Source organism: Kitasatospora sp. NPDC001527, from assembly GCF_040298605.1.
Lineage (GTDB): Bacteria > Actinomycetota > Actinomycetes > Streptomycetales > Streptomycetaceae > Kitasatospora.
In genome coordinates, this window is the sequence record NZ_JBEPAM010000058.1 from 1 (window position 1) to 23366 (window position 23366).

General features: G+C 73.1%; 31 protein-coding genes. 19 read left to right on the top strand and 12 right to left on the bottom strand.

Features of this window, described 5'->3' with window-relative positions:
- Positions 1 to 263, top strand: a 263-nt coding sequence (locus tag ABT238_RS33775; RefSeq protein ID WP_350803338.1) for a hypothetical protein, incomplete at its 5' end; no start/stop codon positions are given.
- A gap of 66 nt (positions 264 to 329) precedes the next feature.
- Here the strand turns inward: ABT238_RS33775 and ABT238_RS33780 are convergent.
- Positions 330 to 578: a DUF397 domain-containing protein gene (locus ABT238_RS33780; RefSeq protein WP_350803341.1), complete on the bottom strand. Its 249-nt coding sequence runs from the start codon at positions 576 to 578 to the stop codon at positions 330 to 332.
- On the bottom strand, positions 575 to 1441 hold the full coding sequence (locus ABT238_RS33785) for a helix-turn-helix domain-containing protein (RefSeq protein ID WP_350803347.1): 867 nt from the start codon (positions 1439 to 1441) through the stop codon (positions 575 to 577). Before ABT238_RS33785 ends, ABT238_RS33780 begins: the two co-directional genes overlap by 4 nt.
- Before the next feature lie 244 nt (positions 1442 to 1685).
- On the opposite strand from ABT238_RS33785, the gene ABT238_RS33790 reads away from it, so the two are divergent.
- The 6 genes from ABT238_RS33790 to ABT238_RS33815 all read left to right on the top strand — a co-directional run bounded on the left by ABT238_RS33790 (position 1686) and on the right by ABT238_RS33815 (position 4823).
- The gene (locus tag ABT238_RS33790) at positions 1686 to 2180 is read left to right on the top strand and encodes an ATP-binding protein (RefSeq protein ID WP_350803351.1); all 495 of its coding nucleotides are present in this window, start codon (positions 1686 to 1688) and stop codon (positions 2178 to 2180) included.
- A 277-nt stretch (positions 2181 to 2457) separates the two neighbouring features.
- Positions 2458 to 2745, top strand: a complete 288-nt coding sequence (locus ABT238_RS33795) for a hypothetical protein (protein WP_350803355.1) — start codon at positions 2458 to 2460, stop codon at positions 2743 to 2745.
- Positions 2742 to 3140 carry a hypothetical protein gene (locus tag ABT238_RS33800; RefSeq protein WP_350803359.1) on the top strand — a complete coding sequence of 133 codons (399 nt, stop codon included), beginning with the start codon at positions 2742 to 2744 and terminating at the stop codon, positions 3138 to 3140. The genes ABT238_RS33795 and ABT238_RS33800 overlap by 4 nt, the downstream gene beginning before the upstream one ends.
- Positions 3137 to 4102 carry a hypothetical protein gene (locus ABT238_RS33805; RefSeq protein WP_350803363.1) on the top strand — a complete coding sequence of 322 codons (966 nt, stop codon included), beginning with the start codon at positions 3137 to 3139 and terminating at the stop codon, positions 4100 to 4102. Before ABT238_RS33800 ends, ABT238_RS33805 begins: the two co-directional genes overlap by 4 nt.
- The gene (locus ABT238_RS33810; RefSeq protein WP_350803368.1) at positions 4099 to 4377 is read left to right on the top strand and encodes a hypothetical protein; all 279 of its coding nucleotides are present in this window, start codon (positions 4099 to 4101) and stop codon (positions 4375 to 4377) included. The genes ABT238_RS33805 and ABT238_RS33810 overlap by 4 nt, the downstream gene beginning before the upstream one ends.
- 17 nt (positions 4378 to 4394) lie before the next feature.
- A complete protein-coding gene (locus ABT238_RS33815) occupies positions 4395 to 4823 on the top strand; it encodes a hypothetical protein (RefSeq protein WP_350803374.1) in 429 nt (142 codons plus the stop codon).
- 63 nt (positions 4824 to 4886) lie between these two features.
- Here ABT238_RS33815 and ABT238_RS33820 read toward each other — a convergent pair whose 3' ends face one another.
- From ABT238_RS33820 to ABT238_RS33840, 5 genes are all read right to left on the bottom strand, one after another.
- Positions 4887 to 5150, bottom strand: a complete 264-nt coding sequence (locus ABT238_RS33820) for a hypothetical protein (RefSeq protein WP_350803379.1) — start codon at positions 5148 to 5150, stop codon at positions 4887 to 4889.
- Entirely contained in the window at positions 5143 to 5343 is a 201-nt protein-coding gene (locus tag ABT238_RS33825; protein ID WP_350803384.1) for a hypothetical protein, read from the bottom strand. The genes ABT238_RS33820 and ABT238_RS33825 overlap by 8 nt, the downstream gene beginning before the upstream one ends.
- Positions 5344 to 5648: 305 nt before the next feature.
- Positions 5649 to 5969 (bottom strand): hypothetical protein, encoded by a 321-nt coding sequence (locus tag ABT238_RS33830; RefSeq protein WP_350803387.1) that lies wholly within the window; start codon positions 5967 to 5969, stop codon positions 5649 to 5651.
- A gap of 2 nt (positions 5970 to 5971) precedes the next feature.
- Positions 5972 to 7033 carry an exonuclease domain-containing protein gene (locus tag ABT238_RS33835; RefSeq protein ID WP_350803394.1) on the bottom strand — a complete coding sequence of 354 codons (1062 nt, stop codon included), beginning with the start codon at positions 7031 to 7033 and terminating at the stop codon, positions 5972 to 5974.
- A 148-nt stretch (positions 7034 to 7181) separates the two neighbouring features.
- On the bottom strand, positions 7182 to 7772 hold the full coding sequence (locus tag ABT238_RS33840; RefSeq protein ID WP_350803398.1) for a hypothetical protein: 591 nt from the start codon (positions 7770 to 7772) through the stop codon (positions 7182 to 7184).
- 716 nt (positions 7773 to 8488) lie between these two features.
- Here ABT238_RS33840 and ABT238_RS33845 point away from each other — a divergent pair.
- The 11 genes from ABT238_RS33845 to ABT238_RS33895 all read left to right on the top strand — a co-directional run bounded on the left by ABT238_RS33845 (position 8489) and on the right by ABT238_RS33895 (position 19662).
- Entirely contained in the window at positions 8489 to 8980 is a 492-nt protein-coding gene (locus ABT238_RS33845) for a hypothetical protein (RefSeq protein ID WP_350803403.1), read from the top strand.
- Positions 8981 to 9061: 81 nt separating this feature from the next.
- Complete coding sequence (locus ABT238_RS33850; RefSeq protein ID WP_350803410.1) at positions 9062 to 9214, top strand: hypothetical protein; 153 nt, start codon at positions 9062 to 9064, stop codon at positions 9212 to 9214.
- Positions 9215 to 9426: 212 nt separating this feature from the next.
- Positions 9427 to 10731: a DUF6884 domain-containing protein gene (locus ABT238_RS33855; RefSeq protein ID WP_350803417.1), complete on the top strand. Its 1305-nt coding sequence runs from the start codon at positions 9427 to 9429 to the stop codon at positions 10729 to 10731.
- A 216-nt stretch (positions 10732 to 10947) separates the two neighbouring features.
- A complete protein-coding gene (locus ABT238_RS33860; protein WP_350803422.1) occupies positions 10948 to 11604 on the top strand; it encodes a hypothetical protein in 657 nt (218 codons plus the stop codon).
- A gap of 133 nt (positions 11605 to 11737) precedes the next feature.
- The gene (locus ABT238_RS33865) at positions 11738 to 12211 is read left to right on the top strand and encodes a hypothetical protein (protein ID WP_350803425.1); all 474 of its coding nucleotides are present in this window, start codon (positions 11738 to 11740) and stop codon (positions 12209 to 12211) included.
- Between the two features lie 269 nt (positions 12212 to 12480).
- Positions 12481 to 13080: a DNA-binding protein gene (locus tag ABT238_RS33870; RefSeq protein ID WP_350803428.1), complete on the top strand. Its 600-nt coding sequence runs from the start codon at positions 12481 to 12483 to the stop codon at positions 13078 to 13080.
- Positions 13077 to 13880: a hypothetical protein gene (locus ABT238_RS33875; protein ID WP_350803433.1), complete on the top strand. Its 804-nt coding sequence runs from the start codon at positions 13077 to 13079 to the stop codon at positions 13878 to 13880. The genes ABT238_RS33870 and ABT238_RS33875 overlap by 4 nt, the downstream gene beginning before the upstream one ends.
- Before the next feature lie 143 nt (positions 13881 to 14023).
- Positions 14024 to 14260 carry a hypothetical protein gene (locus ABT238_RS33880; protein WP_350803437.1) on the top strand — a complete coding sequence of 79 codons (237 nt, stop codon included), beginning with the start codon at positions 14024 to 14026 and terminating at the stop codon, positions 14258 to 14260.
- 459 nt (positions 14261 to 14719) lie between these two features.
- Positions 14720 to 16504 (top strand): helix-turn-helix domain-containing protein, encoded by a 1785-nt coding sequence (locus tag ABT238_RS33885; protein WP_350803442.1) that lies wholly within the window; start codon positions 14720 to 14722, stop codon positions 16502 to 16504.
- 487 nt (positions 16505 to 16991) lie between these two features.
- The gene (locus tag ABT238_RS33890) at positions 16992 to 18521 is read left to right on the top strand and encodes a hypothetical protein (protein WP_350803449.1); all 1530 of its coding nucleotides are present in this window, start codon (positions 16992 to 16994) and stop codon (positions 18519 to 18521) included.
- A 166-nt stretch (positions 18522 to 18687) separates the two neighbouring features.
- Positions 18688 to 19662 (top strand): hypothetical protein, encoded by a 975-nt coding sequence (locus ABT238_RS33895; RefSeq protein WP_350803455.1) that lies wholly within the window; start codon positions 18688 to 18690, stop codon positions 19660 to 19662.
- A 74-nt stretch (positions 19663 to 19736) separates the two neighbouring features.
- Here the strand turns inward: ABT238_RS33895 and ABT238_RS33900 are convergent, their stop codons facing one another.
- The 5 genes from ABT238_RS33900 to ABT238_RS33920 all read right to left on the bottom strand — a co-directional run bounded on the left by ABT238_RS33900 (position 19737) and on the right by ABT238_RS33920 (position 22631).
- Positions 19737 to 20105 (bottom strand): hypothetical protein, encoded by a 369-nt coding sequence (locus ABT238_RS33900; protein ID WP_350803458.1) that lies wholly within the window; start codon positions 20103 to 20105, stop codon positions 19737 to 19739.
- Between the two features lie 25 nt (positions 20106 to 20130).
- On the bottom strand, positions 20131 to 20676 hold the full coding sequence (locus tag ABT238_RS33905) for a hypothetical protein (protein WP_350803462.1): 546 nt from the start codon (positions 20674 to 20676) through the stop codon (positions 20131 to 20133).
- A 198-nt stretch (positions 20677 to 20874) separates the two neighbouring features.
- Positions 20875 to 21447: a hypothetical protein gene (locus ABT238_RS33910; protein ID WP_350803466.1), complete on the bottom strand. Its 573-nt coding sequence runs from the start codon at positions 21445 to 21447 to the stop codon at positions 20875 to 20877.
- A gap of 69 nt (positions 21448 to 21516) precedes the next feature.
- Complete coding sequence (locus tag ABT238_RS33915) at positions 21517 to 22050, bottom strand: hypothetical protein (protein WP_350803470.1); 534 nt, start codon at positions 22048 to 22050, stop codon at positions 21517 to 21519.
- Between the two features lie 98 nt (positions 22051 to 22148).
- Positions 22149 to 22631: a hypothetical protein gene (locus ABT238_RS33920; RefSeq protein WP_350803472.1), complete on the bottom strand. Its 483-nt coding sequence runs from the start codon at positions 22629 to 22631 to the stop codon at positions 22149 to 22151.
- A 229-nt stretch (positions 22632 to 22860) separates the two neighbouring features.
- Between ABT238_RS33920 and ABT238_RS33925 the strand changes: the two genes are divergently transcribed.
- A complete protein-coding gene (locus ABT238_RS33925) occupies positions 22861 to 23364 on the top strand; it encodes a hypothetical protein (RefSeq protein ID WP_350803478.1) in 504 nt (167 codons plus the stop codon).
- The last annotated feature ends 2 nt before the right edge of the window (positions 23365 to 23366 follow it).

Here is a 23366-nt window from a genome sequence, read left to right on the forward strand (position 1 = left end):
CCGAGGTGACCGAGCTCCGCCGGCAGGCCGAGCAGCAGGCCGGCAGGGCCGACGCCGCCGAGGCCGAGGTGACCGAGCTCCGCCGGCAGGCCGAGGCGGGAGTAGCTTCCGTGCTTCGCGCGCGGCTCGCTCAGGTCGAGGCCAAGACCAGCGCCGAGGAGGAAGAAGTGGTGGCCGACCCTGCAGCGGAGGAAGTCACAGCTACCGCGACCAAGGCCAAGCGGACCCAGCCGAAGCGCACCCCGCGGGCCCGTCGCCGGTAAGTAACCGGCTGCAGCAAGGCGGAAGGGCCGACCTGAATCCAGGTCGGCCCTTCCTTTGTGTGGCTTTCAGGCGTTCGAGGCCGGCGGGTCGAATTGCCCCTTCCTGGCGCCGGAGAGGAACGCCGCCCACTCCCGATTGTCGAAGTAGTAGAAGCTGCTTCGTTCCTTGGAGTGCCGAAGGAACACGCCGCCGACGTCGGAGGGAAGGTGCGCGACTTCCACGCAGGCCCCTTGATCGCCGCTGTCTTCCGAGATGAACCATTCGAGGCTTTCGGGGTCCACGTTGGGGACGTTGTAGCCGTTTTCGTTGCTCATGATCCGTACTCCTTGGCGGCCTCACGCAGGCGATCCATGGTTTCCTGTGGGTCCATGGCGCCTGCCGTCAGGTGGTGGTAATCGTTGCGGAAGTTTCTCACCTGGTGGTCGCGCTCCAGGAATGTATTTCCAGCTGGGGACTCGACATAGACGATTGGCGATTCGTTCGGGGCGAATTCGAGAATTGTGAACGATCCTCGGAGTCCCGGATTCATCCCCTTGGTTCGCGGGAGAATCTGCACCGTCACGTTCGGGCGTTCAGCCATTATCTGCAAGTGCTTGATCTGGTTGGCCATCACTGCCGAGTCGCCGATGGGTCGCATCAGCACTGATTCGTCCATGATTGCCCACAGTTCCAGCGGATCATCATCGGCGAGGAGGCGACTCTGCCGCCGTCCGCGTACCTCAAGCAGCCTGCGGGCGGTCGAAGCGGGCACGGGGCGGCCGCCGGCGAGGATGGCGGCCGCGTAATCCTCATGCTGCAAGAGGCCGTTGACCCACCCGAGTTCCCATGCGCGAACAGTGCGGGCGTCGCTCTCCAGCCCGACGTACACGCCCAAGCCGGCGGGCATGATCGACTCGTATTCGGCCTGTTCCCACCAGCCGGTTTCGGCGGCCCGCCGCGCGAGGTCAAGCAGGCCGGCGCGGGTGTGTTCGTCGGTGACCCCGTACAGGTCGAGCAGTGTGCGGAGCTCCATCGGTTTGATGAGGCCCTTGCCCTGTTCAATCCTGCTGACCTTCGAGGTTGAGCAGGAGAGCGCGGCCGCGGCGTCCTTCTGTTGGAGTTTGGCGCCCTCCCGCAGCTCTGTCAGGGCGGTGCCCAGTGTGCGACGACGCACGGTCGGTCCACCTGTCTCGGTCACACGGCCCTCCCTGCCCCTGCGCGTGTTTGCGTTCTGCAAGTCTGCCCTACGGGCGCGGCGAGCTGGGGGCACGGTACCTCTCCAACGTCTGTGAGCACGGGCGGAGCGGGTGAAAGGTTGGTCAGTTCCAGTCTTGCACTTGCGCCATGGGATTGCATGGAGCAATCTAAGTACGCTCCCGCTACCGCGTGTAGTGCTCTGGTGGCGGGGGGTCCGCTCTGCCCGTGCAGCGAGAGGGGGGTACGTGCGTACGCACTACCCGGCCGAAGGCGTCCTAGCTGACCAGCCGAAACCAGTTCCGGCCCTGCCGCGGCCGCGCTCCGCGCTCGCTGCCCGGCCCACGCTGTCCGTGCTGTGCGCGATGGCTGCCGAGCCCCGGACGGTACGAGAGATACGAGCCCTGGCCCGCACTCTCGGCGAGTTCCGCGAGATGCCGGACCCGGTGCTGGACGACCTGTTGTTGGTCGTCTCCGAGTTCGTCAGCAACGCAGTGCAGCACAGCGGAAGTTCCACCGTGACAGTGAAGCTGGTGTTCGGGGTCGGGAGTCTGTCCGTCGCCGTCCGCGACACCGGCCGGTGGGTGCCGCCGAGGCCGGTTGACGAAGCTGCCGAGAGCGGGCGTGGAACGCGACTCTGCCGTGGTCTGCCGTGCGTGCTGGCGGCAGGCCGGCACCACCCCGCCCGTGGCGGGACCGTGGCGTGGGCCCAGCTCAGCACCAGTTCGCCGACGGCCGCCTAGACCGCCGGCCCGGTGTGGTCGTCCCCCGCGACCCCGGGCCGGCTCAGCGGCACGCATCCCCCCGCGTGCCGCGGCCGCCCCCGACCGCCCGTGTCCACAACACGCGGTCGGGGGCGGTTCCACGACCACAAGCACCACCAGGAGCACCACCACCGCGAGGAGCCCCCCTGTGCTGGACGAGTTAGAGCGCCTTGACTCGGCACCGCAACCGCCGTCCGTGGTTGACGGCCCGTACGAGTGCACGACCTATGCGCGGTTCGCCCCCCGATCCGAGTTCGTGGAGATCGCACGGGCAGCTCCACCGCGGACCAACGTCCTGGCCCTCTGGTGGCTGCAGCTCCGGGCCGAGCAGTTGGTGGCCCAGTTCCCGCGGTTCGCGGCGCCGGTCCTGGCCTGGCTGGACGACGAGAGCGAGCAGGAGCACGTCCGGCGCCGGCTTGCGGTCGGCGAGCCCTACACCCTGGCCGTACACGGCGGAGATGCCGAGTACCTGCTGACCGTGAAACTCCAGCGGTCCTCAGTTCGGCCGGACCTCCCGATGACGCCGGACCGGGCGGAGCCGTGACGGCCGCCGCGGCGTTGCTGCCGATCCTCCCGGCGGTGCCCGGCGGGATCGTGCTCCGGGTAACCCGGACGAAGCCCGACGGGACCGAGTACGAGCGGGTGGAGTCCCCGCCCGTGGCCACCCCGGACCAGGCCATGCGGTCGATGCGCCGGACCGCGCGGGCGTACACGGTGCTGATGACCCCGCTCAGCAGGACGGCCGCCCACCTCTGGGCCGCGGACGTCGAGGAGCTACGGGTGGCCCTTCACGGGATCGCCAACGGCATTCCGTGCCAAAGGAGTTGGACGCTGCGGAACCGCGACGTCCTCACGTTGACGGCGGTACCCGCCGCCGAGCTTCCCCAGCCGGCACACGGGGCCGGACCGGTCCCCTTGCGCAGAGAAGAGGCACGATGACCCCCCACCCCCTGCCCGCCGTGCGCGGCGGCGCCGTCACCGCCAGTGGCGCGGGACAGCCGCCGCGGTCGCTCGCCGAGTTCATCCGCCCGGGGGACCACGTGCTGCACGTCGGCCCCGGGACGGCCGCCCTGCAGCTCGCCGAGTGGACCGGCCACCCGGTCACCAGCGTTCACGCGACCCTGGCCGACGTCGAGGAGGTGCGGGCCGCCCTCGGCCCCGCCGGCCGCACCGCGGGCACCGTAGACGCTGTGGTGGGCGAGCTGTTCGACGGCCGCCCCGACCGCGGCCCGTACGACGTCCTGTTGGTGACCGCCGCCGTCCCGGGCCTCTCCCCGCGGTGGCTGGACCAGCTCGCCCCCGGCGGGGTGATCGTGGCGCCCCTCACCCTCGGGGGACTGCACCCGTGGGTGGTGTGCGGGCACGACAAGTACGACGGCCTGTTGTACGGGTCCGTGCTGGCGGCGGACCTTCCCGACGCCGGGCCGCGGCCCGCCCCGGGCGTGCTGTTCGCCACCAAGGCCGGCCCGGCGGCCGAGCCGCTGCCGTGCCCGAGGTGGGCACCGCAGTGGGCCGGGGTGACGCCGCCCAGGATCACCCCGCAGGGGTACGTGGACCTGTGGGCGTGGCTCGCCGCACGGGACGACCGGATCACCGCGGCCCGCGCGGAGGGCACCGATTGGGGGCCGGGGTGCGCGCTTGTCGTCGGCAACAGCGCCGTGCACGTCCGCCCTGACGGACTGTGGCTCAGCGACACCAACCCGGCCACGCTCGCGCTCGCCCAGGTCGTCGGCGAGGACGTCCAGGCATGGGGATTCCAGCGCCGCCCCCCGGCCACCGGACTGACATGCCGTCTCAGCCGCCAGCCGGACGCCGCCCCGGACGATTTGGTGGCGGCCGCCGGGTGGTCCACCAGCCGGCCGGTGACCGTGACGCGCCGGAAGAAGGAGACGCCCCAGTGATCCCCCGCCGGCTCGCCGGCCCGTGGGCGTGGTGGCTGTTCACCGCATGGTGGCCGATCCGGCGGAGTCCGGCCGGGCGGTTGGTGCTGGACCCGCTCCGGCTCGCCTACTGGCGGTGGCAGCAGCGGCGCGACCCCGACGCGTTCGCCGCCCGGGTCGAGGCGCGGGCCACCCGCCGGCTGGACGGACTCCAGCGACTGCAGCAGCTCACCGCCGAAGCCCCACACACCGACCTGTGCCGCAACTGCAGCGACCCGCGGAACAACACCAACTAGCAGAAAGAGAAGGCAAGATGAGCAACAACCTCCCCGCCCAGGCCAGCACCGGCGGAACCGTCGTCGCCGACGTGGCCGGCCCGCACCCCGTTGCCAAGGCCCTGCAGCACGACGTCATCCGGGCCGCCGGCGCTGTCCGGTCGATGCCTGACCGCGGGTCGATGGTCGAGGCGGACGTGTCGGTGGTGGCGTACACCGCCGTGGTGGCCGCCGGCAACACCCCCGCGGACGCCCTGCAGACCGCCGCGGAGTGGGCCCGCCAGGCCCCTACAGCCGAGATCCACAGCATGCAGATTGCCCGGGTGCCGGGCCCGCGGGTGGACCTGACGGAGTTCCGGGTGACCCTGGCCGTCAGCTTCCCCGACGCCGAGACCGGCGAGCACCGCGGCGACACCCACCAGCCCGGGGCGTTCCCCCATGTCCTGTACCGCAAGCCCACGAGCTGACCAGCACGCGCACCGACAACGGCCGGCCCCGGAACTCCGGGGCCGGCCGTCGAGCTGTGCGGGTCACGCCTCCAGGTAGGCGACCACCACGACCGTGCCCAGCACGGTGGCGTAGTAGATCACCCGCGAGCCGTCGCCGCCGCGGAACTCCCGCAGCACCGGCGCGGCCGCCATCGGCGGGGCGGCGCCCAGCGGGTCGGCGGCGATGATCGTTAGCGCGGCATCGAGCCGTACGGCTTCCTTGCGCTCCAGGGCCCGCACCTGTTGGGCCGCCTCGGCGGAGAAGGTGACGACGGCGCGACGGCCGCCGGCAGCGTGCTTAGGCAACGCGGGCGCCCCCGTCGTCCGTCAGCCCGGCCTCGGCCTGCAGCGTCTCCCACGGCACGCAGCCGTCCAGGTCGATGCCCTCGGCGGCCAGCCGCTCCAGGACGTAGGCCAGCGCGGGCGCGGTGGTGAACTCCGCGGCGGCCGCGCGGCGAAGGCCGGCCGCTTCTTCCGGGTCGAATGCGATGCGCGCCATGGTGGGCCCCTTCCGGCGGTGGCTGCACCAGCAGGCTAGCGCAGGGCCGCCCGCGGTCGGGAGGAGTCGAGGGTGCGCGGGCGCCGAAGACCACCGGCGCGGCCCGCGGGCGGCCGGCCGCCGTGACGGAACGGCAGTGACATGGCTGGTGGGGGTGGGGGGCGAAGGTGGCACCTTAGCGATGTGTCCGCGGCCGGCCCTCCCGGGCGGCGCGCATTCGGTGGTGCAGCTCACCGATTCCCCAGGATGCTGCCGCCGACGGAGGGGGGAAGCGGCGCCCGCCGCCGGGGCGGGCGCCGCACCGTTCACCGCGAGCCACCGGGCGGGAGCGCGCGGCGGCGGCCGCCGAGGCCCTGGCGGGCGGGCCGGGCCGCCCGGTCCGCCCGCTCCGAGCGGACCCAGACCGACCCGGGCGGGTCGTCGGCCGGCGAGCCGGCCGTGGTCGAGCCGGCCGCCGACCGGGGCAACGACAGGTCGAAGACGACCCGCCCGCCACCGCCGCGGTGGCCCAGTTCGGTGGTGTCGCCCAGCACCAGGTCCGGGCACCTCTCCAGGTAGGGCAGCAGCACGGCCAGGACGTCGCGCACCCTGGCGGCGTCGTCGCCCATCACTCGTACCTGCACCATGATCAGATCACCTCTCCGTCGGTTCCGTCGTCGTTGGCCATGAGTCGCAGCTGGTGGAGCACCGCATGGCAGTCCGCGGCCGCGCGGTGCGTGCGCTGCCCCCGCGGACCGGTGAGCTTCTGCCAGGTGTAGGAGCGGTGCCAGCTGTCCCAGGCGCCCCACCACTCGGCGTGGCGGGTCATGGCGCACTCCACCAGGGCGTCCGGCAGGTGCAGGCCCAGCCAGCCGTCCACCCCCTGCCGGCTCAGCGCCAGCCCGCCGTCCGCGCGGTGCAGCCGGCCCAGCTCGCGCCGGATCACCGACACGTCGAAGGCGGCGTTCCAGATGAGCACCTGCCTGTCCTGCAGCACCGCGGCCAGCCGGAGGAGCAGCTGCCCGAAGGTCAGCGCCCCCGCCACCATGCTGTCCGTGATGCCGTGAATGCCCGTCGAGTCGGGCGGGATCGGGATTTGCGGGTGCACGAGTTCTTCCAGCAGCACCACGCCGTCCAGCCGGACCACCGCCACTTCCACCAGGTAGCCGTCCAGGCCGGTGGTTTCGGTGTCCAGGACGACCGGCAGCAGCCCGGCCGGCCCGTCGAGCGGCAGCCGCGGCACGTCCACCAGGTCCAGCAGCTGCCGAGCCCAGCGAGAGGCCAGCCGCTTGTCCTCGGCGACCCGGGCGGCGTGCGCCCGTCGAGCGGCGGCCGCCTCGGCGTCCAGGCGCAGGCGCCGGGGCAGCTCGCAGCCGTCGCACACCGGCGTGTCGTCCCAGTCCTCCCGCCAGCGGACGCGGGCCGTCGAGCACTCCGCGCAGGGCACCGTCCCGGCCAGCAGCCGGCCCCGGGCCAGGGCCTCCCGCTGCCGGTCGGTCAGCGACCGGATCGGCCGGGCGCCGGCCGGGTCGTACAGGGGGCACACGGTGTGGAACACGTTCACGTGCAGCCAGCCGGCCGGTTTCAGGCCCGCCTCGGACAGCCCCGTGGCGCGGAGCTGACTGCGGGTCAGCAGGTGGTCCGGCGCGAGCTCTGACCGGTACGTGTGCCGGCCGTCGGGGGCGGCGTGCAGAATCGGGTCAGTGGCCATGCAAGAACCCCTTTCCATGGGAATTACGACCACGCTATACAAATACACGAGCAACGACGGGTCAGCAACACGAACGGGAAGTTTCCCGACGTTTACCAGGTGGCCCAAAAATGTGTCCGGGCAAGCCGGAACAATCAAAGGATATCCTTTAATTTTCGGCATCTTCGGGCGCCGCCGGCACCGGGCCGTACCGGCGCAGGCCCTCCCGCACGATCCGCCCCGGGGAGTAGACCGCCGCCCCCAGCCGCTGCCGGTCCCCTTCCTGCTGCTCGGACAGGTCATCGGCGAACCGGCCCACCAGCTTGCGCCGTTCCAGCTCCGCGAGGGCGTCCTGACTCACTCGCCACGAGGCCCTACGAAGGCACTGCACCAGGGGAGTTGGCAGAAGGTAGTGGCGCTGCACCAGGTGCCCGTCCATCCCTTGCGGCCCCGGCCAGGCACCCGACAGCGACAGCCGGGCCGCCTCGGCATCAGTCAGCGGAGCCCACGGGCCGGCTAGGTCCGCCTCGGCCAGGCGCAGGGCCACGGCCTCGGCGACGACGGCGCCCATCGAGGGCCACCGCTCGGCCCGCTCGGCCACCCCGGCAATTCGAGCGGCCCTCTTGTCAGCGCCTTTACGGATCAGATCCGCGACGAATTCTGCTTCTTCCCTCCGGTGCTGCTGAGACATTTTCGCCAGCAGTGCCGCGGCCGAAAAAGAAATCCAGACCGTGAATCGGGAAGTCTCGTTAGGAATCAAAGGATATCCTTTGTTTGGGCCGGCTCGCCGTGGCGTTCGCCGGTGGTCGGTGGTTCGGCACCGTCGGCGGCCGCGCGGGCCCGCTCGCCGTGCACCCGCCCAGCGTGGCACGGCCGGGTGGTCGAGGACCAGCGGGCCGTCAACTCCGCACCGGGTGAACGCTCTTGGTGCCTACCGGCAGCCGGGTGCGGCGGGCGCGGGTCACCGATTTTGCCCCCGGCGGGCCACCCTGCGGAGGGGGAGGCCCCGGTGATCTTGGGGTGTGCCGGTCGGTGGGTGGTGCGGGTCGGTGCACGGGGGTTCCCTCGTCGGACGCCCTCCGCACCCTGCCACAGGCCGGCGGGGAACCCGGGCAGACCTGGCCAGGACTTTCGTTCGGCACGCTCCGCGCACCGCACGAAACTCCCGTCCAGGCCGGGCGCCCCGGGGGCGCCCGGTCCCGGGCACCCCACCACCCTGCGGCCCCACCGTGAGGCCGCCCAACGAGGGAACCCCCGAAGCCCCACCCCTTGAGTCAAGGACGACGGCCGGCCGAGCGGCCCGACGGCCCGCCCCGTCGGGGTGGAGAAAGGAACGGGAAACAGGCTCTGACCTGCAGAATTGCCACCGGAGAGGCTTGCGGATGAGCCTCTATTGCCGTAAACTAAAAGCCTGCAAGGGAGAGAGGGAACGGCACCCTCCCCCCGCGCAACTCCCACCAACCGAAGGAGCCCCCGATGTACCCCCGATACGCCCCGATCGCCAAGACCATCCGCACCGCCGAGGTGCGCGAGTTCCGCGCCGGCGACCAGCCCGGCCACTTCACCGAGGAGTCGGTTCCCCTCACGCTGGTGCCCATGACCACCGCCGAGTTGGAGGGGTGGGAGTGGGTCACGGACGTTCTGCCGCCCACCGGCCAGGCCCCCCAGGGGACCAAGGTCTACTTTCAGCAGTCCGGCGAGCTGTTGGGCATCCTGCTGACCGTCGGCAGCGGGTGGCACGCCGAACTGTGGGACACGGTGCTGGTCGGCGACTACACCGCCGTGCACTTCCCGGGGCCGCGCGGCACCGCCCGCACCGAGGGCATGGCCCTGCAGCAGGTGTTCCAGGCCCGGGACTCCGCGCTGCGGCAGGCCCAGATCCTCGCGGAGAAGCACCGCCAGGAGATCGCCCGCAAGGAGGCCGAGGAGGCCGCGCGGTGGGAGGGGCTGTACGCGCGAGCGGCGTAACCCGCCGCCGGCCCGGGGGCGGACGCCGCCCCCGGGCCCTGGCCCCCCGCCATCCGCACCCAGCCACCGAAGGGCAACCCCGTGTCCCACGAGTACACCCCCGAGCAGATCGCCTACCTGAACGCCACCGAGCCGGACGAGCCGGACGAGGCCGACCAGGGCGACGACCACGAGTGCTACGGCATCCACCCCGACCCCGAGGGGTACCGCACCTGCGACGGCCGGCCGATCTGACCGGCCGCCGGGCGAGCGCCGAGGCCGGGCCGTGACGACCAGTCACGACCCGGCCTCGGCCGTGCAAGACCCCATTTCACCTGCAGATTTACCGAAATCGAGGGCCCCGCGAGCTTGCGCGATGAGCGTCTATTGCCGTAAACTAAAAGCCTGCAAGGGTGAAGGGAACGGCACTCGACACCCGGCGATCCCACCAAGCGAAGGAGCCCACCGTGACGGAGACCAGGACTTGCGAGACCGCCCCGGGCGTCGTCCGGCCGCTGTGGGATGAGGGGTGGGGCACCGCGCGGGCCGCCCGCCGGGCCCGCCGCCTCGGCGCCTACCTGACGGCCGCTCCGCTGCAGCTGGACGGCCGCGGCGGGGCCGAGACCCGGGTGGAGTTCGCCGCCGCCGGCGGGAAGGGCGCCGCCCGCACCGACGCCGCCCGCGAGTTCGCCAGCGCGTTCGGCGTCGAGGTCCGCACCCTTCTGCGGTGGCACCGCACCTACGCGGGCGAGGACCGGGCCGTGCGGCAGGCCCGGGTGGTCACCGTGCACGGCCCGGCCGAGGCGGTGGCCCGGTTCGTCGCCGCCCTCCCGCGGGTGACCGACTACGCCGAGCAGCTGGCGACGGCCGCCGCCCGCACCTACGGCGCGTGGTCGCGCACCGTGGCCGCCGAGGAGCACATGGAGTGGATGGACGCCAGCGACCGCCGGGCCCGTGCCGCCGCCTTCCGCGCTGCCGCCTTCCGCGTGGTGGTCGAGGTGCTGGCCGCCGAGAGCGACACCGCCCGCACCTACCCCGAGGCCCGCCCCGAGCTCGCCCCGTGGGACCAGGTGGCGGCCATCGCCGGCGGTATCGCCCAGTACGGATGGGTGCAGATCGGCGAGGCGTACGACCCGGCCGAGGCCGAGCAGCTGATGAAGTCCGCGCACGCCGCCGACGCTGCGGCCGCCGAGGAGGCCCGCGAGCTCGCCGCCGCCCAGGCCCGCCGGACGGCGCGGGCCCTGGCCGCCCTCGGTGCCAGCGACGCCGAACAGCTGCCGCTCCCGTTCGAGGCCCCGGCCGTCGAGGCCGAGGAGGAGGCCGAGCTGCAGCCGGCCGCCGCCCGGGTCGTGGTCATCCCCTGCAGTGGGGCGAAGCTCGCCACCGCCGCCGAGGCCGGCCGGATCTACACCGGCAGTCTGCACCGGCTCGCCCGCCGTACCGCGGACGCGCTCACCGCGGCCGGCGGCGTGGTGGTGGTGCTGTCGGCCCGCCACGGGTTCCTCCGGCTGGACGAGGTGGTGCAGCCCTATGACCACACGTGGCGCGACAGCGGCGCCGTCACCGTCCCCGAACTGCAGCGGCAGGCAGCCGAGTTGGGTCTGACGGGCGCCGCCGAGGTGGTCCTGTTGACCCCGGGCGAGTACACCAAGCGCGCCGCCCAGGTGTGGCCGAACGCAGCAACTCCACTTGCCCACTTGGGAATTGGCCACCAGCGCGGACGTCTGGCCGCACTGCGCGAGGACCCGGCCCAGTACGCCACCGCGGCCTAACGCCACCCGCGGGGGCCCGTTCGGACCGCAATCCGAACGGGCCCCCGGTGAGGAGTGCCCGGACGCTCACACGCCGCCCCACCTGCGAAATCTCGCAGCGAAACGGGCGATTCGACTAGCGCGTGAGCGTCAAATGCCGTATTCTAAAAGTCCGCAAGGGAGAGGGAACGGCACCCCTTCCGAGCGTCCCACCAACGGATCGAAGGAGTATCCCCCGTGAAGAAGACCGAGTTCCCCGCGCGGACCCCGCTGCAGCAGGTGGCCATGGAGGAGGCGGTGGGCAACCGCCTCGGCGAGCTGCCCGCCGGCCTCGGCGGCCGCACGCTGGACAGTCTGCTGGAGAAGGGGTACGTGTACGTCGGCGACAACCGCGGCCGCCTGTACCGAACCGCCGTCGCCCGCGGGTACACCGGGTTCCCGCACTACTTCCTGACCCGGCGCGCGTACCGCGCCCTCGGCGTGGAGCTGACGTACGTGGTGTGCGGCGAGTGCGGCACCGGCCGGTACGCCGCCACCGCCGACGGGACCGGCTACCGGTGCACCAACGACGAGTGCGACCACGAGATGACCGACGCCGATTTCGTGGTGGACGAGCCCGGCGAGTACATCGAGCTTCGGCACTGGCGGTTGGTCGTCCTGCAGCGCGAGGCCGCCGACGACCACGACGAGGACCCCGCCGACGACGAGGCCGACCGGTCCGGCGACGAGCACCAGGACGAGGAGGCCGGCCAGCCCGCGGCGGCCGTCGAGGACGAGCCGGGTGTGGAGGCCCCCCGCCTCTCGTACGTTCCCTGCCAGGACGGCGCCCCGCGGTCGAAGCCGGCGGAGGCCGCCGCCCGCCGCCTCCCCTTCCCCCGGCAGCGGCGTTCCTGACACCACCCCCGGGGCCGACGCTCACCAGGACGTCGGCCCCGGGCCCCACGACCCCGGCCAGCACGCGGGAACGGCACCCGCAGCCCGGCCGGCGCACCACCCCCACCAACAGCACCCGATGAAGGGGAAGCCCATGCCCATGTTCGAGACCGTCCCCGGCGAGCGCGCCGCCCTGGCCCTGGCCACCTACAACGACCGGGCGCCGGACGACGTGCTGGCGCTCAGCGTCGGCGAGCGCATCCAGCACGGAACCGCCGCGCTGCAGGCCGCCACCGGCCCCCGCCGGTTCGTCGCCGCCCAGCAGGCCCGCCGCGACTTCTGCGCGCTGGTGGCCGACCTGTTCCACCTCACCGGCGACCGGATCACCAGCACCCAACTGTGGTTCGCCGCACGGGAGATCATGACCACCACCCCGCCCGGCGAGAAGTTCGTTCGGTACAGCCTCGCCATGCTGCAGGCCATGAGGCTGGACCAGTGCGCCGCGCTGCTGGCCGCGCTGGTCGAGGCCGCCCAGGCCCACGGGATCGAGCCGGACGAGCTGTTCGTGGCCGCCCGCGCGCTGTTCACCGCCGAGGTGGAGCTGAGCGAGCACCACGCCGCGGCGTAACCCGCCCGCCCGCCGGCCCAGGCCGCTGCCGCCGCGCGCGGCAGCGGCCGCCGCGCGTCCAGTGCACGGGAAGGGCCGGTGGGACACCCCGCGAGGGGTGACGGCATCCACCGGCCCGGTTGCTCCCACCAACGGCCCGAAGGCCAGGAAGCACCGCCAGTCTAGCCCGGCCGCGGCGGCCGCCGGCGCCGCCGCCCACCCCGTACGCTCACCACCAGCACCAGGCCGACGCCGAGCGCGCCAGCCGCCGACCGAGGAGATTGCCCCCGATGATCCAGCATGGCCGCGACGCCATCGACGTGTCCGGCGTTGCCCAGCTCGCCGGGGTGTCCGTGCCGACGTGGAACCGGAACAAGGAGAGGCGGGCGGCGTTCGCCAAGGCCGTCAAGCCGCTGCCCGGCAGCCAGCGCCCCGTCCTGTACGACGTCGCGCAGGCCCGCGCGTTCCTCGCGGGCGAGCCGGTCCCCGAGCTGCCGGTGGACCCGCCCGAGCACCCCGACGACCTGTTGACGGACGCCGAGGTGGCCGCGGTGGCCGGGGTCAGCGCGAGCACCGTGCGGGACGAGGCCGCGGACGGACGGATGGACAAGGGGACCGAGGTGGCCGGCCGGCGGTTCTGGACCCGGGCCGCCGCCGAGGCCCGCCGCGACCGGAAGGCGGCCCACCGCGGCCGCATCCCCGGCAGCAAGAACAAGCAGCCCAGGCGGCGGCCAGCCGAGGAGCGGGCCGCCGAGGTGGCCGCCGAGCTCGCCGCCGCCGTCCGGGGCGAGCGCGACGAGGTGACCGCCGCCGAGGTGGCCGCCCGGTACGGGATCAGCCCCCGCACCGCGCAGGACGCCATCACACGAGCCCAGGAGCTCGCCCGGTGACCGCCAGCCCCGGCGACGTCGAGCACCAGGCCGCCGAGGACGAGGAGCACCAGGCCGTCCGCGGCCACGGGTCGGCGATCGTCGGCGCCCTTGAAGAGGCATGGGAGGCGATCCGCGAGAAGCACCCGCAGATCCGGCCGGTAGTGATGATCACCGGCACGAAGCGGCAGCACGGCGGGGACCGCCTCGGCCACTTTGGTGCCGGCCGGTGGGTGGCGCCGAGCGAGCCGACCGGCCGGGCCGCCGAGCTGTTCGTGGCCGGCGAGCTGATCCGGTCCGGCGGCCGCGCGGTGCTGGCGGTGCTGCTGCACGAGGGCGCCCACGCGCTCGCCCACGCCCGGGGAATCCGGGACATGTCGAACGACCGCTACCACAGCGGCGTTTTCCGCGAGCTCGCCGAGGAGTTGGGGCTGCAGGCCCCGGAGGCTGGTCTGAGCCGCCGTCACGGGTGGGCTTTCATGGTGCTGCCCGACGCCACCGCCGAGCGGTACCGGGCGACGATCGCCGCGCTGGACGCGGCCGCCCTCCCCTACCTCACCGGCCGCACCGGGGCGGGCGACGACGGCACCGGCACCGGCGAGCGGCCGCCCGTGCTGCCGGGCCAGCAGCGGGCCGGCCGCCGCTTCGCCGTCCGCTGCAGGTGCCCCACGCCGCGGACGCTCCAGGTCACCCCGAAGTCGTGGGAGGACGGCCCGGTGGTGTGCGGTCGGTGCTGGGCACCGTTCGAGCGGGCCGTGGACGAGACGGCCGAGGCCGACGAGGCGAAGGAGACACAGGGGGAGCCGTCAGCCAACGGGTAGGGCACCGGAGTTGACCGCCGCCGGTCGAACAATCGGGCAAATCCCCCAAAGGGGGGCGCGCGTCAATCCGGTACCGAAAAAAAGGTCACGCCACACCGGAAAAGTTGTGCATCACAATCGGCGGAGACACTAGGATCTTGACCATGGCAGCACCACGAGGACGACAGCAGCGGGGAAGGTCCGGTGAGTTCCACCCGGAAAAGCCGATCCTTGCCGCCGTGCGACTCGCCCCCGGTGACCCGCTCCGGTCCGGCTTCGAAAAGCTGGTCGAGACCATGGGGGTGTCGGGTGCGGAAGTCGTGCGTACGGCCCTGCAGACGTTGATAGAGCGTCAGCGGCCGGTGGCCCGCCAGCACGAGGAGGCGGGGAGCATGTCATAGCCGGCCCGGCCTCGGACTCTCTGCCCCTCGGCTCCTAACCGAGGGTGGGTCTCCGAAGCCTTCACGGGGTCTCAGCTTTCCCGGTAGCCACACCACACAGCTGAGTTTTCCCCTACACGACCAAGACGGTTCAGACGGCGGCTGGTTTCCTAGGCCGACCGGCGCCCTTTTACGCCCTGGAGCACTGCAATCGTAGCGCAGACCAGCGGCGGCGGTAGCCCCATCCCTGGCACCGGTGTGTCAAAAGGGGGTCTCTTTGTCGACAATTCCGCCCCGCAATTCGAACATCTGATCAATTCCCAGGAATCGGCCCTAAGACTGGCGTTCGCGCGAGCGCTGGCCGGAGACACGGCCCGACTGAGGGTCGCCCGCCGCACGCGGAACGGTCGGCATGAGAACGAGTACGACGGTCGGGCCTGGCCGAAGAACCTGCCCGAGCGTCAGCCGTACGCCGTCTACGTGCGCGAGCAGCACGGGGACGCGCGGTTCCGCACCATCGCGGTGGACCTTGACGGCAAGGCCGGCCGGTCGGTGCCGCAGGCCCGCGAGCAGGTGCGCGCGGTGCTGCAGGCCGGCGGCGCCCGGTTCGCCGAGACCCGTTCGACGGGCCGGGGCGAGCGCACCCACTTCCTGCTGACGTTCCCCCAGGGCGTCGAGCCGGCCGAGGCCGTGGCCCTCGGCCGGGCGTTGAAGCGGCTCACGGACGGAGTGGTGGACACCGCCCCGCTGTCGCGGTCGAGGCTGTGCGCGATCCGGCCGCCGCTGTCGCCGCACCGCGCCGGCGGCCGCAGCGAGGTGGTGGGGGACGAGCTGCAGGCCCTGGCCACACTGCAGGAGGGCAACAGCGCCGGCGTGTGGCCGCGGCTCGCCGAGGCGGCGGGCGTCACCGAGGCAGATCGGGAGTGGGCCCACCGCCGGCTCGACCAGGAGCAGGCCGCCGCCGAGGACGCCCTGACGATCCGCCGCCCGCTGCCTCGGCGGTGGGAGCGAGGATGGATCGAGGGCACCCGGGCGCCGGTGGCGGCCGACTACGGCAGCACCAAGCGCTCCGAGCTTCTGATGGCTCTGGCGATCGTGTGCATTCGGCACGGCTGGACGTTCCAGCAGTTCGCCGAGCGGTGCCGGGACGCGCGGTACATGGGTGGGGACCGGGCCCGCAGGTCCCACTCCGCGGACTGCCCGTGCCGGGTCGAAGGGCTCGCCGAAGGCCGGCCCCACCGGTTCGAGCGGCGCGACGCCGACAAGGTGACGGACGAGATCCTGACGTTCTGGGATGCCGGCCGACTGCAGGTCGGCGACCAGGAGCCGGCACCCGAGGAGGACGACGCCCTGTCCGCCGCGGTGGTCGAGGACCGGGTGGACGCGGTACTGGCCGCCATGTACCGCCGCGGGTGGCCGGGCCGTCAGGGCGTCCACGCCCGGCAGCTGGTGGCCTACCTGGCCAGTATCGCCCTGGCCACGGGCCGGATCGAGCTCCGGGGCAGCGTGCGTTCGTGGGCAACTGCCGCGGGCATGAGCAAGTCCACGGTGCACCGGGTGATCCCGGTACTGGAGGCCGGGGGGTGGCTCCGGCTCGCCGACGTCAGCACCCAGGGCCGCACCTACGAGCTGACCGCACCCCAGGAGGCCACCGCCTCCCCTTCCACCTCTGAGAACACATCAGTCCCGAATGGGACACTAGTACTTCCCCCCCAGCCACCCACCCACCGGAGTCTGCAGGCTCAGGTCCAGCTCCGGGCCCACGATGTGTTCGACTGGCAGGGCCTCGGCGACACTGCAGGACTGATCATCTCTGAAATCCCGCTGGGAGGCGCCACGACGCGCGAGCTCTGCACCGTCACCGGCCTGTCGCCCCAGGCCGTCCGCAAGCACCTATACAGGGGTGTGGCGGCCCGGTTGGTCACCCGGGACCGGGCCGGGCGCTGGACCCGCCTCCCGGCCGATCTGGACGCCGTGGCGCGGCGGTTGGGCACCCTCGGCCGCGGCGCGTGGCGGGCCGGCCTGTACGAGGCCGAGCGCATCACCTTCGGGTGGCTCACCAGTGACCGGCAGGCGAGGGCCGGGTGGGCGGTGGAGCGGGGCCTGTACGACCCGGACGCCACCATGCTGCCGAACCCTGCCCTCGGCGGCCTGGCCCTGCCCGGGTACCCGCGCCGGCAGCGGGGCGGGCAGTCCATGGCGGCGTGGACCGAGGCCCGCGAGCACGTCCACCAGGAGCTCGCCGCGGCCCGCACGGCGGCGTGACACGCAGGGGTGAATCCTGCAGCTGATCCCGGGTCAGGTGCGGTACGCTCAGCGCAGCGAGCTGTCAGGGCAGCCCGGACCCGCGAGGGATAAGGACAGCCCAGGTTCGCCGGCGAAGCCGCCCCGAGCGCCAGCCCCGGCCACCCAGGCCGACGGGAACAGGTCGAGGGGGCAGGACAGCCCGGAGCAGTGCCCCGAGAATCCCAGGGCCGAGTACCGTGCACACGGTACAAACTGTGGATCTTGTGCAGGCCCCCGGGGTGAGGCCGGCGGATGAAAGACAGCCCCACACCCCACCGCAGTGATCACCGGGGTTTCCGCCTTATTGGAGTTTCTGGATTACTAGAAACAGTAATCCAGAAACGCTAGAATCGAGGGGTTCGGCAGTGATTTCGCACAGGAGGGTGGGGCGCGGGACGATCGGTGCCCCGCACCCGGAGGTGGTCCGGCCCGGTACCGGGCGGCGCGAGCAGGAAGAGGCAGGCGCATGACCGAGCAGCAGCAGCCCGAGGACGACGCGGGCGAGACGGGGCCGGACGGCACCGTGCTGGTGGACGAGGAGGCCCCGTACGGCTACTACCGCGAGCCGTGCGGGTGGTGCGGGCGGTCGATCCCGAAGGACCGGCCGAACCCGACCGGGCGGCCGCCGGAGTACTGCACCGACAACAACAAGGCGTGCCAGAACGAGGCGAAGGCGGAGCGGCAGCGGCTCGCCAACTCCCCCGGTCTGCCCGGCCAGTTGATCCGGGCGGAGGACTTGGGCAAGCGCATGGCCCAGGTGGTCGGCGACCTGCAGACCACGATCCAGGCCGCGACGAACCCGCAGGGCATCGAGGCCAAGGTGTCGGCGGCCCGCGCCGAGTCCGCGAACGCCGTTGCGGCCGCGAACGCCGCGGCCGCCGCTGCCCAGGCGGCACAGGCCAGCGCGGAGGCCCAGGCCGCGGCCGCGCGGGAGCGGGCCGCCGCCGCGACCGCTGCCCAGGCCAGCGCGGAGGAGTTGCAGCGGGCCGCCGAGGCCGAGGCCCGCAGGGCGCGCGAGCTGCAGGAGCAGGCGGAGGCGACGGCCCGTCAGGCGGTGGCGGACAGGGACGAGGCGGTGGAGAAGGCCGGCGCCGCCGAGCGGGCCCGGGTCGAGGCCGAGGCCGCCCGCGGTCGAGCCGACGAGGCCCGCACCGCCGCCGAGGCCGCCGCCGCGCAGGCCCGCACAGAGGCCACCGAGGCGAAGCAGGCCGCGGCCGCCGCGACCTCCCTGCGCGAGATCGCCGAGCGGGAGCGGACTCGCGCGGAGGCGGCCGAGGCGGAGGCCCGGACCGAGCGGCAGAACGCCGAGCGGGACCGGGACGCCGCGCTGCGGGCCCAGGCGGGTGCCGAGCAGCGGGCGACCATGGCGGAGGCCAGGCAGCAGACCGCCGAGGAAGGGCACCGGCAGGAGGCGGCCGCCCGGTCCGCAGCCGAGATCACTGCCGCGACCGCCACCGCGACCGCCGCCGCGGCGACCCAGGCACAGGCCGCCGCCGAGAAGCGTGCGGAGGAAGCGGACCGGCGCCGGCGGGCCGCCGAGCTCGCCCAGGGCGAGGCCGAGCACCAGGCGGAGGCCGAGAAGGCCAACGCACAGCGGGCCGAGGCGGCCCGGCTCGCTGCCGTCGAGGAGGCCGAGGCCGCGCGGCTCGCTGCCGTCGAGGAGGCCAAGGCCGCGACGGCAGCTCAGCAGCAGCTCGCCGCCCAGCTCGCCGAGAAGGAGCAGGCCCTGACCGAGGCCCGGCAGGCCGTCCGGCTCGCCGAGGAGAAGGCCGCCGCCGCCGAGCGGCTGGTGACCGCCGCCGATGCCCGCGAGAAGCGGCTGACCGCTGCCCTGGCGGCCGCTGTCGCGCCGGCCGCCGAGCCGGACACCGACAGGCCCGGAACGAAGCCGGCCCAGCGGCGCCAGCCGGCGAAGCCGAAGGGGGCCGAGGGCCTGCCCCCCGTCGAGCCGGTACACGGACAGGTCCCGCTCCCTGACGAGCCCGACGAGGAGTGACCGGTGCCGGTCGATCCCCGCCAGCGGGCGGGCGCACCGGCGCAAACCGCAGGCGTGTGACGGCGGCCCCGCGCTACCGTCACACCCCCGAGCACCAACCGCGCCGAGGAGTACGGCACCCCTCGGCGCGGGACGACCCCACCAGAACCCGACCAGGGAGCAGACCATGACCAGCAACCAGCCCGACCGGCAGCAGGCTGCCGTGGTGGCGATCGACCCGGAGGCCGGCGCCGACGTTCGGGCGTTCATCGGCGACCGAATCGCCACCGGCCTGTACCTCCCGCCGAGGCCCACCGACGCGCGGCCGTCCGTCGTCCCCTCGGCGGCCGCCACCGTCCTTTCGGGCGCGGCCGCGGCCATCACGATTCCGATTGTGCGCGGGCAGGAGCACGTGGACGCCCGCCCCGGCAGCATCACCGAGAAGGCCCAGGACGGCGCAGCGTTCGTCACCGACTTGCTGTGCTTCGCGTTGGTGCTGCTGTTCCTCGCCTCGGCGGGGTGGTTGGCGTGGCAGTGGCTCCAAGTGCAGCAGGCCCGCCGGGCGGACGCGGAGGACCACCGGCTGTTCGAGGAGGCCGCCGGCCACTACGTGCTGCCCGAGCAGCTGACGGAGGCGGACCGGGCGATGCTGGGCCGGGCCCAGGCCGCGGCGGCCGCCGTCCTGGCGAGCGCCGTGCATGCCGCCGACGTGATCGACCGCCAGCGCAACACCGTGTCCCTGCCGGCCCAGGTGTGGGCGGTGGCCGAGGCCCTGGCCGAGCACAGCCGGCTAGTCCAGGCCGTCCCCGCCGAGGAGGCCGCCGGCCCGCGGCTCGCCGACGCGAAGGACGCCCGCGCCGCCGCCCTGGCGACCGCGCTGCAGGGGATCGAGCGGCGGGTGGTCGGGCTGGAGACCTACGCCGAGCAGGTGGCCGAGGCGGACGCGAAGTTCAACGAGTGGCGCCAGGCCCAGCAGCTGACCGCCGACAGCGACGACGTGTTGACGCTGGTTGCCCGGACGGCTTCCGACGAGCTGTCGGCCGCCGAAGTCGCGTCCCTGGTTGGCCAGGCCGCCGGGGCCGCCGCCCAGTTCGAGCGGGCCGCCGAGTCCGCCCGCGAGGCCGGAGCCCGCGCGCTGCCGAGCGGAGAGCAAGCGGCGTAGCGTTCCGCACCACGGCAGAGGGCCGGCCACCGCACAGTGCGGTGGCCGGCCCTCTCGCCTTCCCGGGCGCGGATCTAACGGAAGCTGACCGGCTCGCGGGAGCGGCGAAGGCCCCACACGGTGAGCACGGCGGCGACCAGCCCGCCGACCACGCAGGCCGACACTGCACACTGCCACCAGAGGCTGACGACCAGCGGGCCACCGAGAAGCAGCCGACCGGCGAGCGGCACCAGCAGCATGACCGGGCCGGCAGCGGCGGGGACCAGCCAGGCCCGTGGGCCGCTCCAACCGGTGCGACTGTCCCTGACGATCAGCATGCTGACCGTCAAAATCAGCAGGACGGCGACCGGGTACCACCAGCCAGTTGAAGCCGAGTCCACCACGGCGTCCATGTCCGGAGTTCTGGTCACCCATTCGTCAGTGCGCGGGAACGTGTCGGCCATCGGGGGCGCCCCTTTCATGTCTTGGTCAGCCGTACATCGAGTGGCAGAGCTGCAGCAGACTCGGGGGCAACTGCCCAGCCTGTTGCGCGGCGGTGCACAGCCCGCCCGAGCCACCGCCCGGCAGCGGCACCACCGGGCCGCCGGCAGGCGGAGCCGGAGCCGGCTGTGCGGGGCGTGCCGGCGGCCTGGCGGCGCCGGTGGACGGACGGGTGGGCCGAGGCCGCTTGGACGAGGTGCCCGCCGTCGAGGGCACCGCCTCGGCGTCCGGCTCGCTCCGGTCCCCCTCGGCGGCCGCCGGGTCGGCTGCAGGGGGCGCGGTCGGCGCCGCGGGCACCGGCACAGCGGTTGCCGTCGAGGCCGGGGTGGCCGACGGCGCGGCCGCAGACGTCGGGGTGACCGTCAGGGGTTGCCACAGCCCCGCCGCCGACTGCAGCACCGGCACGTCCGGCCGGTTGAGCTCGCCCGCCTCGGCGGCCACCAGGAGCACCAGCGGGAAGGCCAGCACGGGGGCGAAGGAGAGCAGGCCGGCCCGCCGTCGAATAGGCCCAGCCGCGGCCGGTGGTCGAGGCACCGGCGGAGCAGCTGCAGGCGCCGGCGGTCGGTGCGGTCGAGGCGGCGTCGGCACCCCCACCGGGACCGTGCCGAACGGGGCACCGTCGGGGGCTCCGACCAGCGCCGCGGTGCCAACAGGGACGCCGCCGAAGACCGGGGCGGCGGGGGTGATCTGGTCGCTGTTCACGGGTGCCTCACTGGTGGTGCGGACGGGCCGTCAGAGGCCCTGCAGAGTCGGGCGGATCAGCTCCGCCGGTATCCGCCGGCCGACGTCCACCAGCAGCTCGCCGGGCACCCCGGTTTGCAGCCACTCCCGGCAGACGGCGCCGTACGCCAGCAGCGGTTCCCCGTGCTTGCCCATCAGCGCCGAGGCGGCGTCGGGCCGCACCGGCACCCCGAGGTAGGCGGCCCCCGGGTCGGGCCAGGTGGGATCGAGCACCAGGCCGTCCGTGCTGCCGCACCAGGCGTGTTCGAGCGGGTAGAAGCCGGTCCAGGTGACCCCTTCCACATACGCCAACCCGTCGGGTGAACCCCAGGCCCAGGAGGCCGATTCGACGTAGCAGCGGCCCGGTTCCCCGGGCGGCGGTCCGCCCGGCCACGGCCGCGGGGTGAACAGCCGGCCGACGTCCAGGAGGAGCGCGAAGACGTTCACGTACCGGCGCCCCGGCGGCGGGTCGCCGAGCATCGACACCGCGTTGTGCAGGTCGGTGACCAGGAGCCGTTCAGCATCCGTTAGACCGCCCGGATTCAGCGGCTGTGTGGTCGCCGTCGGCGGTGCGGTTTCATCCATCGTTCCCCCTCTGGTGGGCGGCCGGCCGAGGGCAGGCCGCGGTGTGTGAGGACCGCGGGGGCGGTCGGCTCAGAACAGTGGAAGTTGCGCGGCGAACGGGTCGCCTTTGGCGATGACCGCGGCGAGGACTTCCGCCAGGCGGTCCGGGTCGGTGATGCCCTCGGCGACGGCCGCGAGCATCGCGGCCCGAATGGCGAGGGACTGTTGGTGCTGCCCCCTCAGATCCGCCCGGCCGAGGCGCGAGCCGTTGGTGATCCGGTCGCGGGCCGCAGCCATCTGCAGGTTGGCCGATTGAGTGTCAACCGTCAGGTGTTGTGCCCCCGGTTCGTAGCGCACACACAGCGGGGTATCACACTCGTGGAGGACGACGCGCGTTGCGTGCATCTGCCCGTTGTACGCCTCCCAGAGGAAGCGGGACACGCGGACCGTCGGCGACTTCCTACCAAGCAGCTGATTCGCGGCGTTGTGGAACATGCCGTACCCGTCCGAGACGGCGCCGATCCAGATCCAGCAGCCGGACGTCCGGACGACCTTTTCGGTGAACCGCCGCCACGTCTCGGCGTCGGTGAACGGCGGGCACAGCCACGGCCCCAGAGCGGCCATCAGCAACCACCGCCGCGGCCACCAAGCACGGCGCAGCCGGGGCCGATCCGCAGTTGTGCGGAGCAGCCCCGGCGGGGGTTCACCTGCCCGGCCACGGGTCAGCTAACGGAAGCTGCCGCGGCCGCCTCGGCGGCGCCGTCCGGGCCGGTGGAGTCCTGGCCCGGCAGGTCGGCCGACGACGAGTCGTCGCCGCCCTCGGCCTCGGCGCCGGCGGCGGCCGCGGGGGTGCCGCGGCGGCGGGTGCCGGCCACCTTGGTTTCCGCCTTGGCGCGCAGTTCCTCGCGCAGTTCCTTGACCCGAGCAGCGGTGACCGACTTCACCGCGCGTTCCACCTCTGCCAGGGGAATGTCTGTCAGCTCTGCCACGTCGTCCGCGGAGCCGTGGAGTCGGACCGCGAGGGCCAGCGCCTCGGCGGCGGCAGTGTCGGCCGCAGCCTTGGCGGCGGCGGCGTCGGCGGCCGCGGACCGAGTGTTGACCACCAGGGCGTCCGTCAGGTCCTTGACGCGGTTCTCCACCGCATCCCGCTCCCGACGGCGGCGGCGCATCTCAGCGACCGTCAGTGTTCCATTCGTGTCTGCCATGGGCTGATGGTAGCCCGCAGCCGGCACCCGAGGCGGCACATTCTTGGCCGCCCGTCCAGGCCGAGGTACATCGGCTCCTTACCGGCGTGCGACTTCCGCACGTGACGGCCGACCAGCCGGACGTCACCGCCCAGGTTCCACCTGCCCGTCCGTGCCGAGTTCGACGGTACGGCGTGGTGGTCAGCCCACCGTTTCTAACGGTTCCTACAGGACGGACAGACCCTCAGCGATGGCTGAGGCCAGGACAAAGGCCAAAAGATACAAGATCGTTTACAGTGCTAAGGTATCGTCACTTCGTGACGATACGCTCCGCTTGTTGATCATGGATTGGGAAGGGGACACAGACGTGGCAACCGCAACCAGGATCGGGGCCCTGTTGGGGCCGGAGAAGATCCGCGAGTGCGCGGACCCGGTGAAGGCCGATCTGTACGCCCGCGCTGTGATCAGCGACGGCTCCCAGTCGGCCGAATCGGCGTTCTTTGAGGAGAACGCGCGCTTCGTGCTCCGGGCCTACCTGTTGGCCGCTGGCCTCTCCGGTTCCAGCGCCGAGACCGTGGCCGAGTGGGTGGCCGCGCTGTACGACGAGACCGCGTTGCGCGTGCTCCAGGAGCACGCCGAGCAGGTGCCCGCGGGATGGCTCGGCGCCTTTGAGGAGTACGTCAAGGGCGCCCCGACGGACACCCACGAGACGATCCGGTACATCGTGCGAACTGCAGTGATGGCAGCGGAGTAGAC

Bases quoted from the DNA above. Each gene is read 5' to 3' on its own strand.
- ABT238_RS33925 (WP_350803478.1), top strand. From the start codon at position 22,861: ATGGCTGAGGCCAGGACAAAGGCCAAAAGATACAAGATCGTTTACAGT.
- ABT238_RS33895 (WP_350803455.1), top strand. From the start codon at position 18,688: ATGACCAGCAACCAGCCCGACCGGCAGCAGGCTGCCGTGGTGGCGATC.
- ABT238_RS33880 (WP_350803437.1), top strand. From the start codon at position 14,024: ATGGCAGCACCACGAGGACGACAGCAGCGGGGAAGGTCCGGTGAGTTC.
- ABT238_RS33830 (WP_350803387.1), bottom strand. From the start codon at position 5,969: ATGGTGCAGGTACGAGTGATGGGCGACGACGCCGCCAGGGTGCGCGAC.
- ABT238_RS33865 (WP_350803425.1), top strand. From the start codon at position 11,738: ATGCCCATGTTCGAGACCGTCCCCGGCGAGCGCGCCGCCCTGGCCCTG.
- ABT238_RS33845 (WP_350803403.1), top strand. From the start codon at position 8,489: ATGTACCCCCGATACGCCCCGATCGCCAAGACCATCCGCACCGCCGAG.
- ABT238_RS33915 (WP_350803470.1), bottom strand. From the start codon at position 22,050: ATGGCCGCTCTGGGGCCGTGGCTGTGCCCGCCGTTCACCGACGCCGAG.
- ABT238_RS33805 (WP_350803363.1), top strand. From the start codon at position 3,137: ATGACCCCCCACCCCCTGCCCGCCGTGCGCGGCGGCGCCGTCACCGCC.
- ABT238_RS33870 (WP_350803428.1), top strand. From the start codon at position 12,481: ATGATCCAGCATGGCCGCGACGCCATCGACGTGTCCGGCGTTGCCCAG.
- ABT238_RS33910 (WP_350803466.1), bottom strand. From the start codon at position 21,447: ATGGATGAAACCGCACCGCCGACGGCGACCACACAGCCGCTGAATCCG.
- ABT238_RS33900 (WP_350803458.1), bottom strand. From the start codon at position 20,105: ATGGCCGACACGTTCCCGCGCACTGACGAATGGGTGACCAGAACTCCG.
- ABT238_RS33835 (WP_350803394.1), bottom strand. From the start codon at position 7,033: ATGGCCACTGACCCGATTCTGCACGCCGCCCCCGACGGCCGGCACACG.
- ABT238_RS33825 (WP_350803384.1), bottom strand. From the start codon at position 5,343: ATGGCGCGCATCGCATTCGACCCGGAAGAAGCGGCCGGCCTTCGCCGC.
- ABT238_RS33815 (WP_350803374.1), top strand. From the start codon at position 4,395: ATGAGCAACAACCTCCCCGCCCAGGCCAGCACCGGCGGAACCGTCGTC.
- ABT238_RS33890 (WP_350803449.1), top strand. From the start codon at position 16,992: ATGACCGAGCAGCAGCAGCCCGAGGACGACGCGGGCGAGACGGGGCCG.
- ABT238_RS33920 (WP_350803472.1), bottom strand. From the start codon at position 22,631: ATGGCAGACACGAATGGAACACTGACGGTCGCTGAGATGCGCCGCCGC.
- ABT238_RS33780 (WP_350803341.1), bottom strand. From the start codon at position 578: ATGAGCAACGAAAACGGCTACAACGTCCCCAACGTGGACCCCGAAAGC.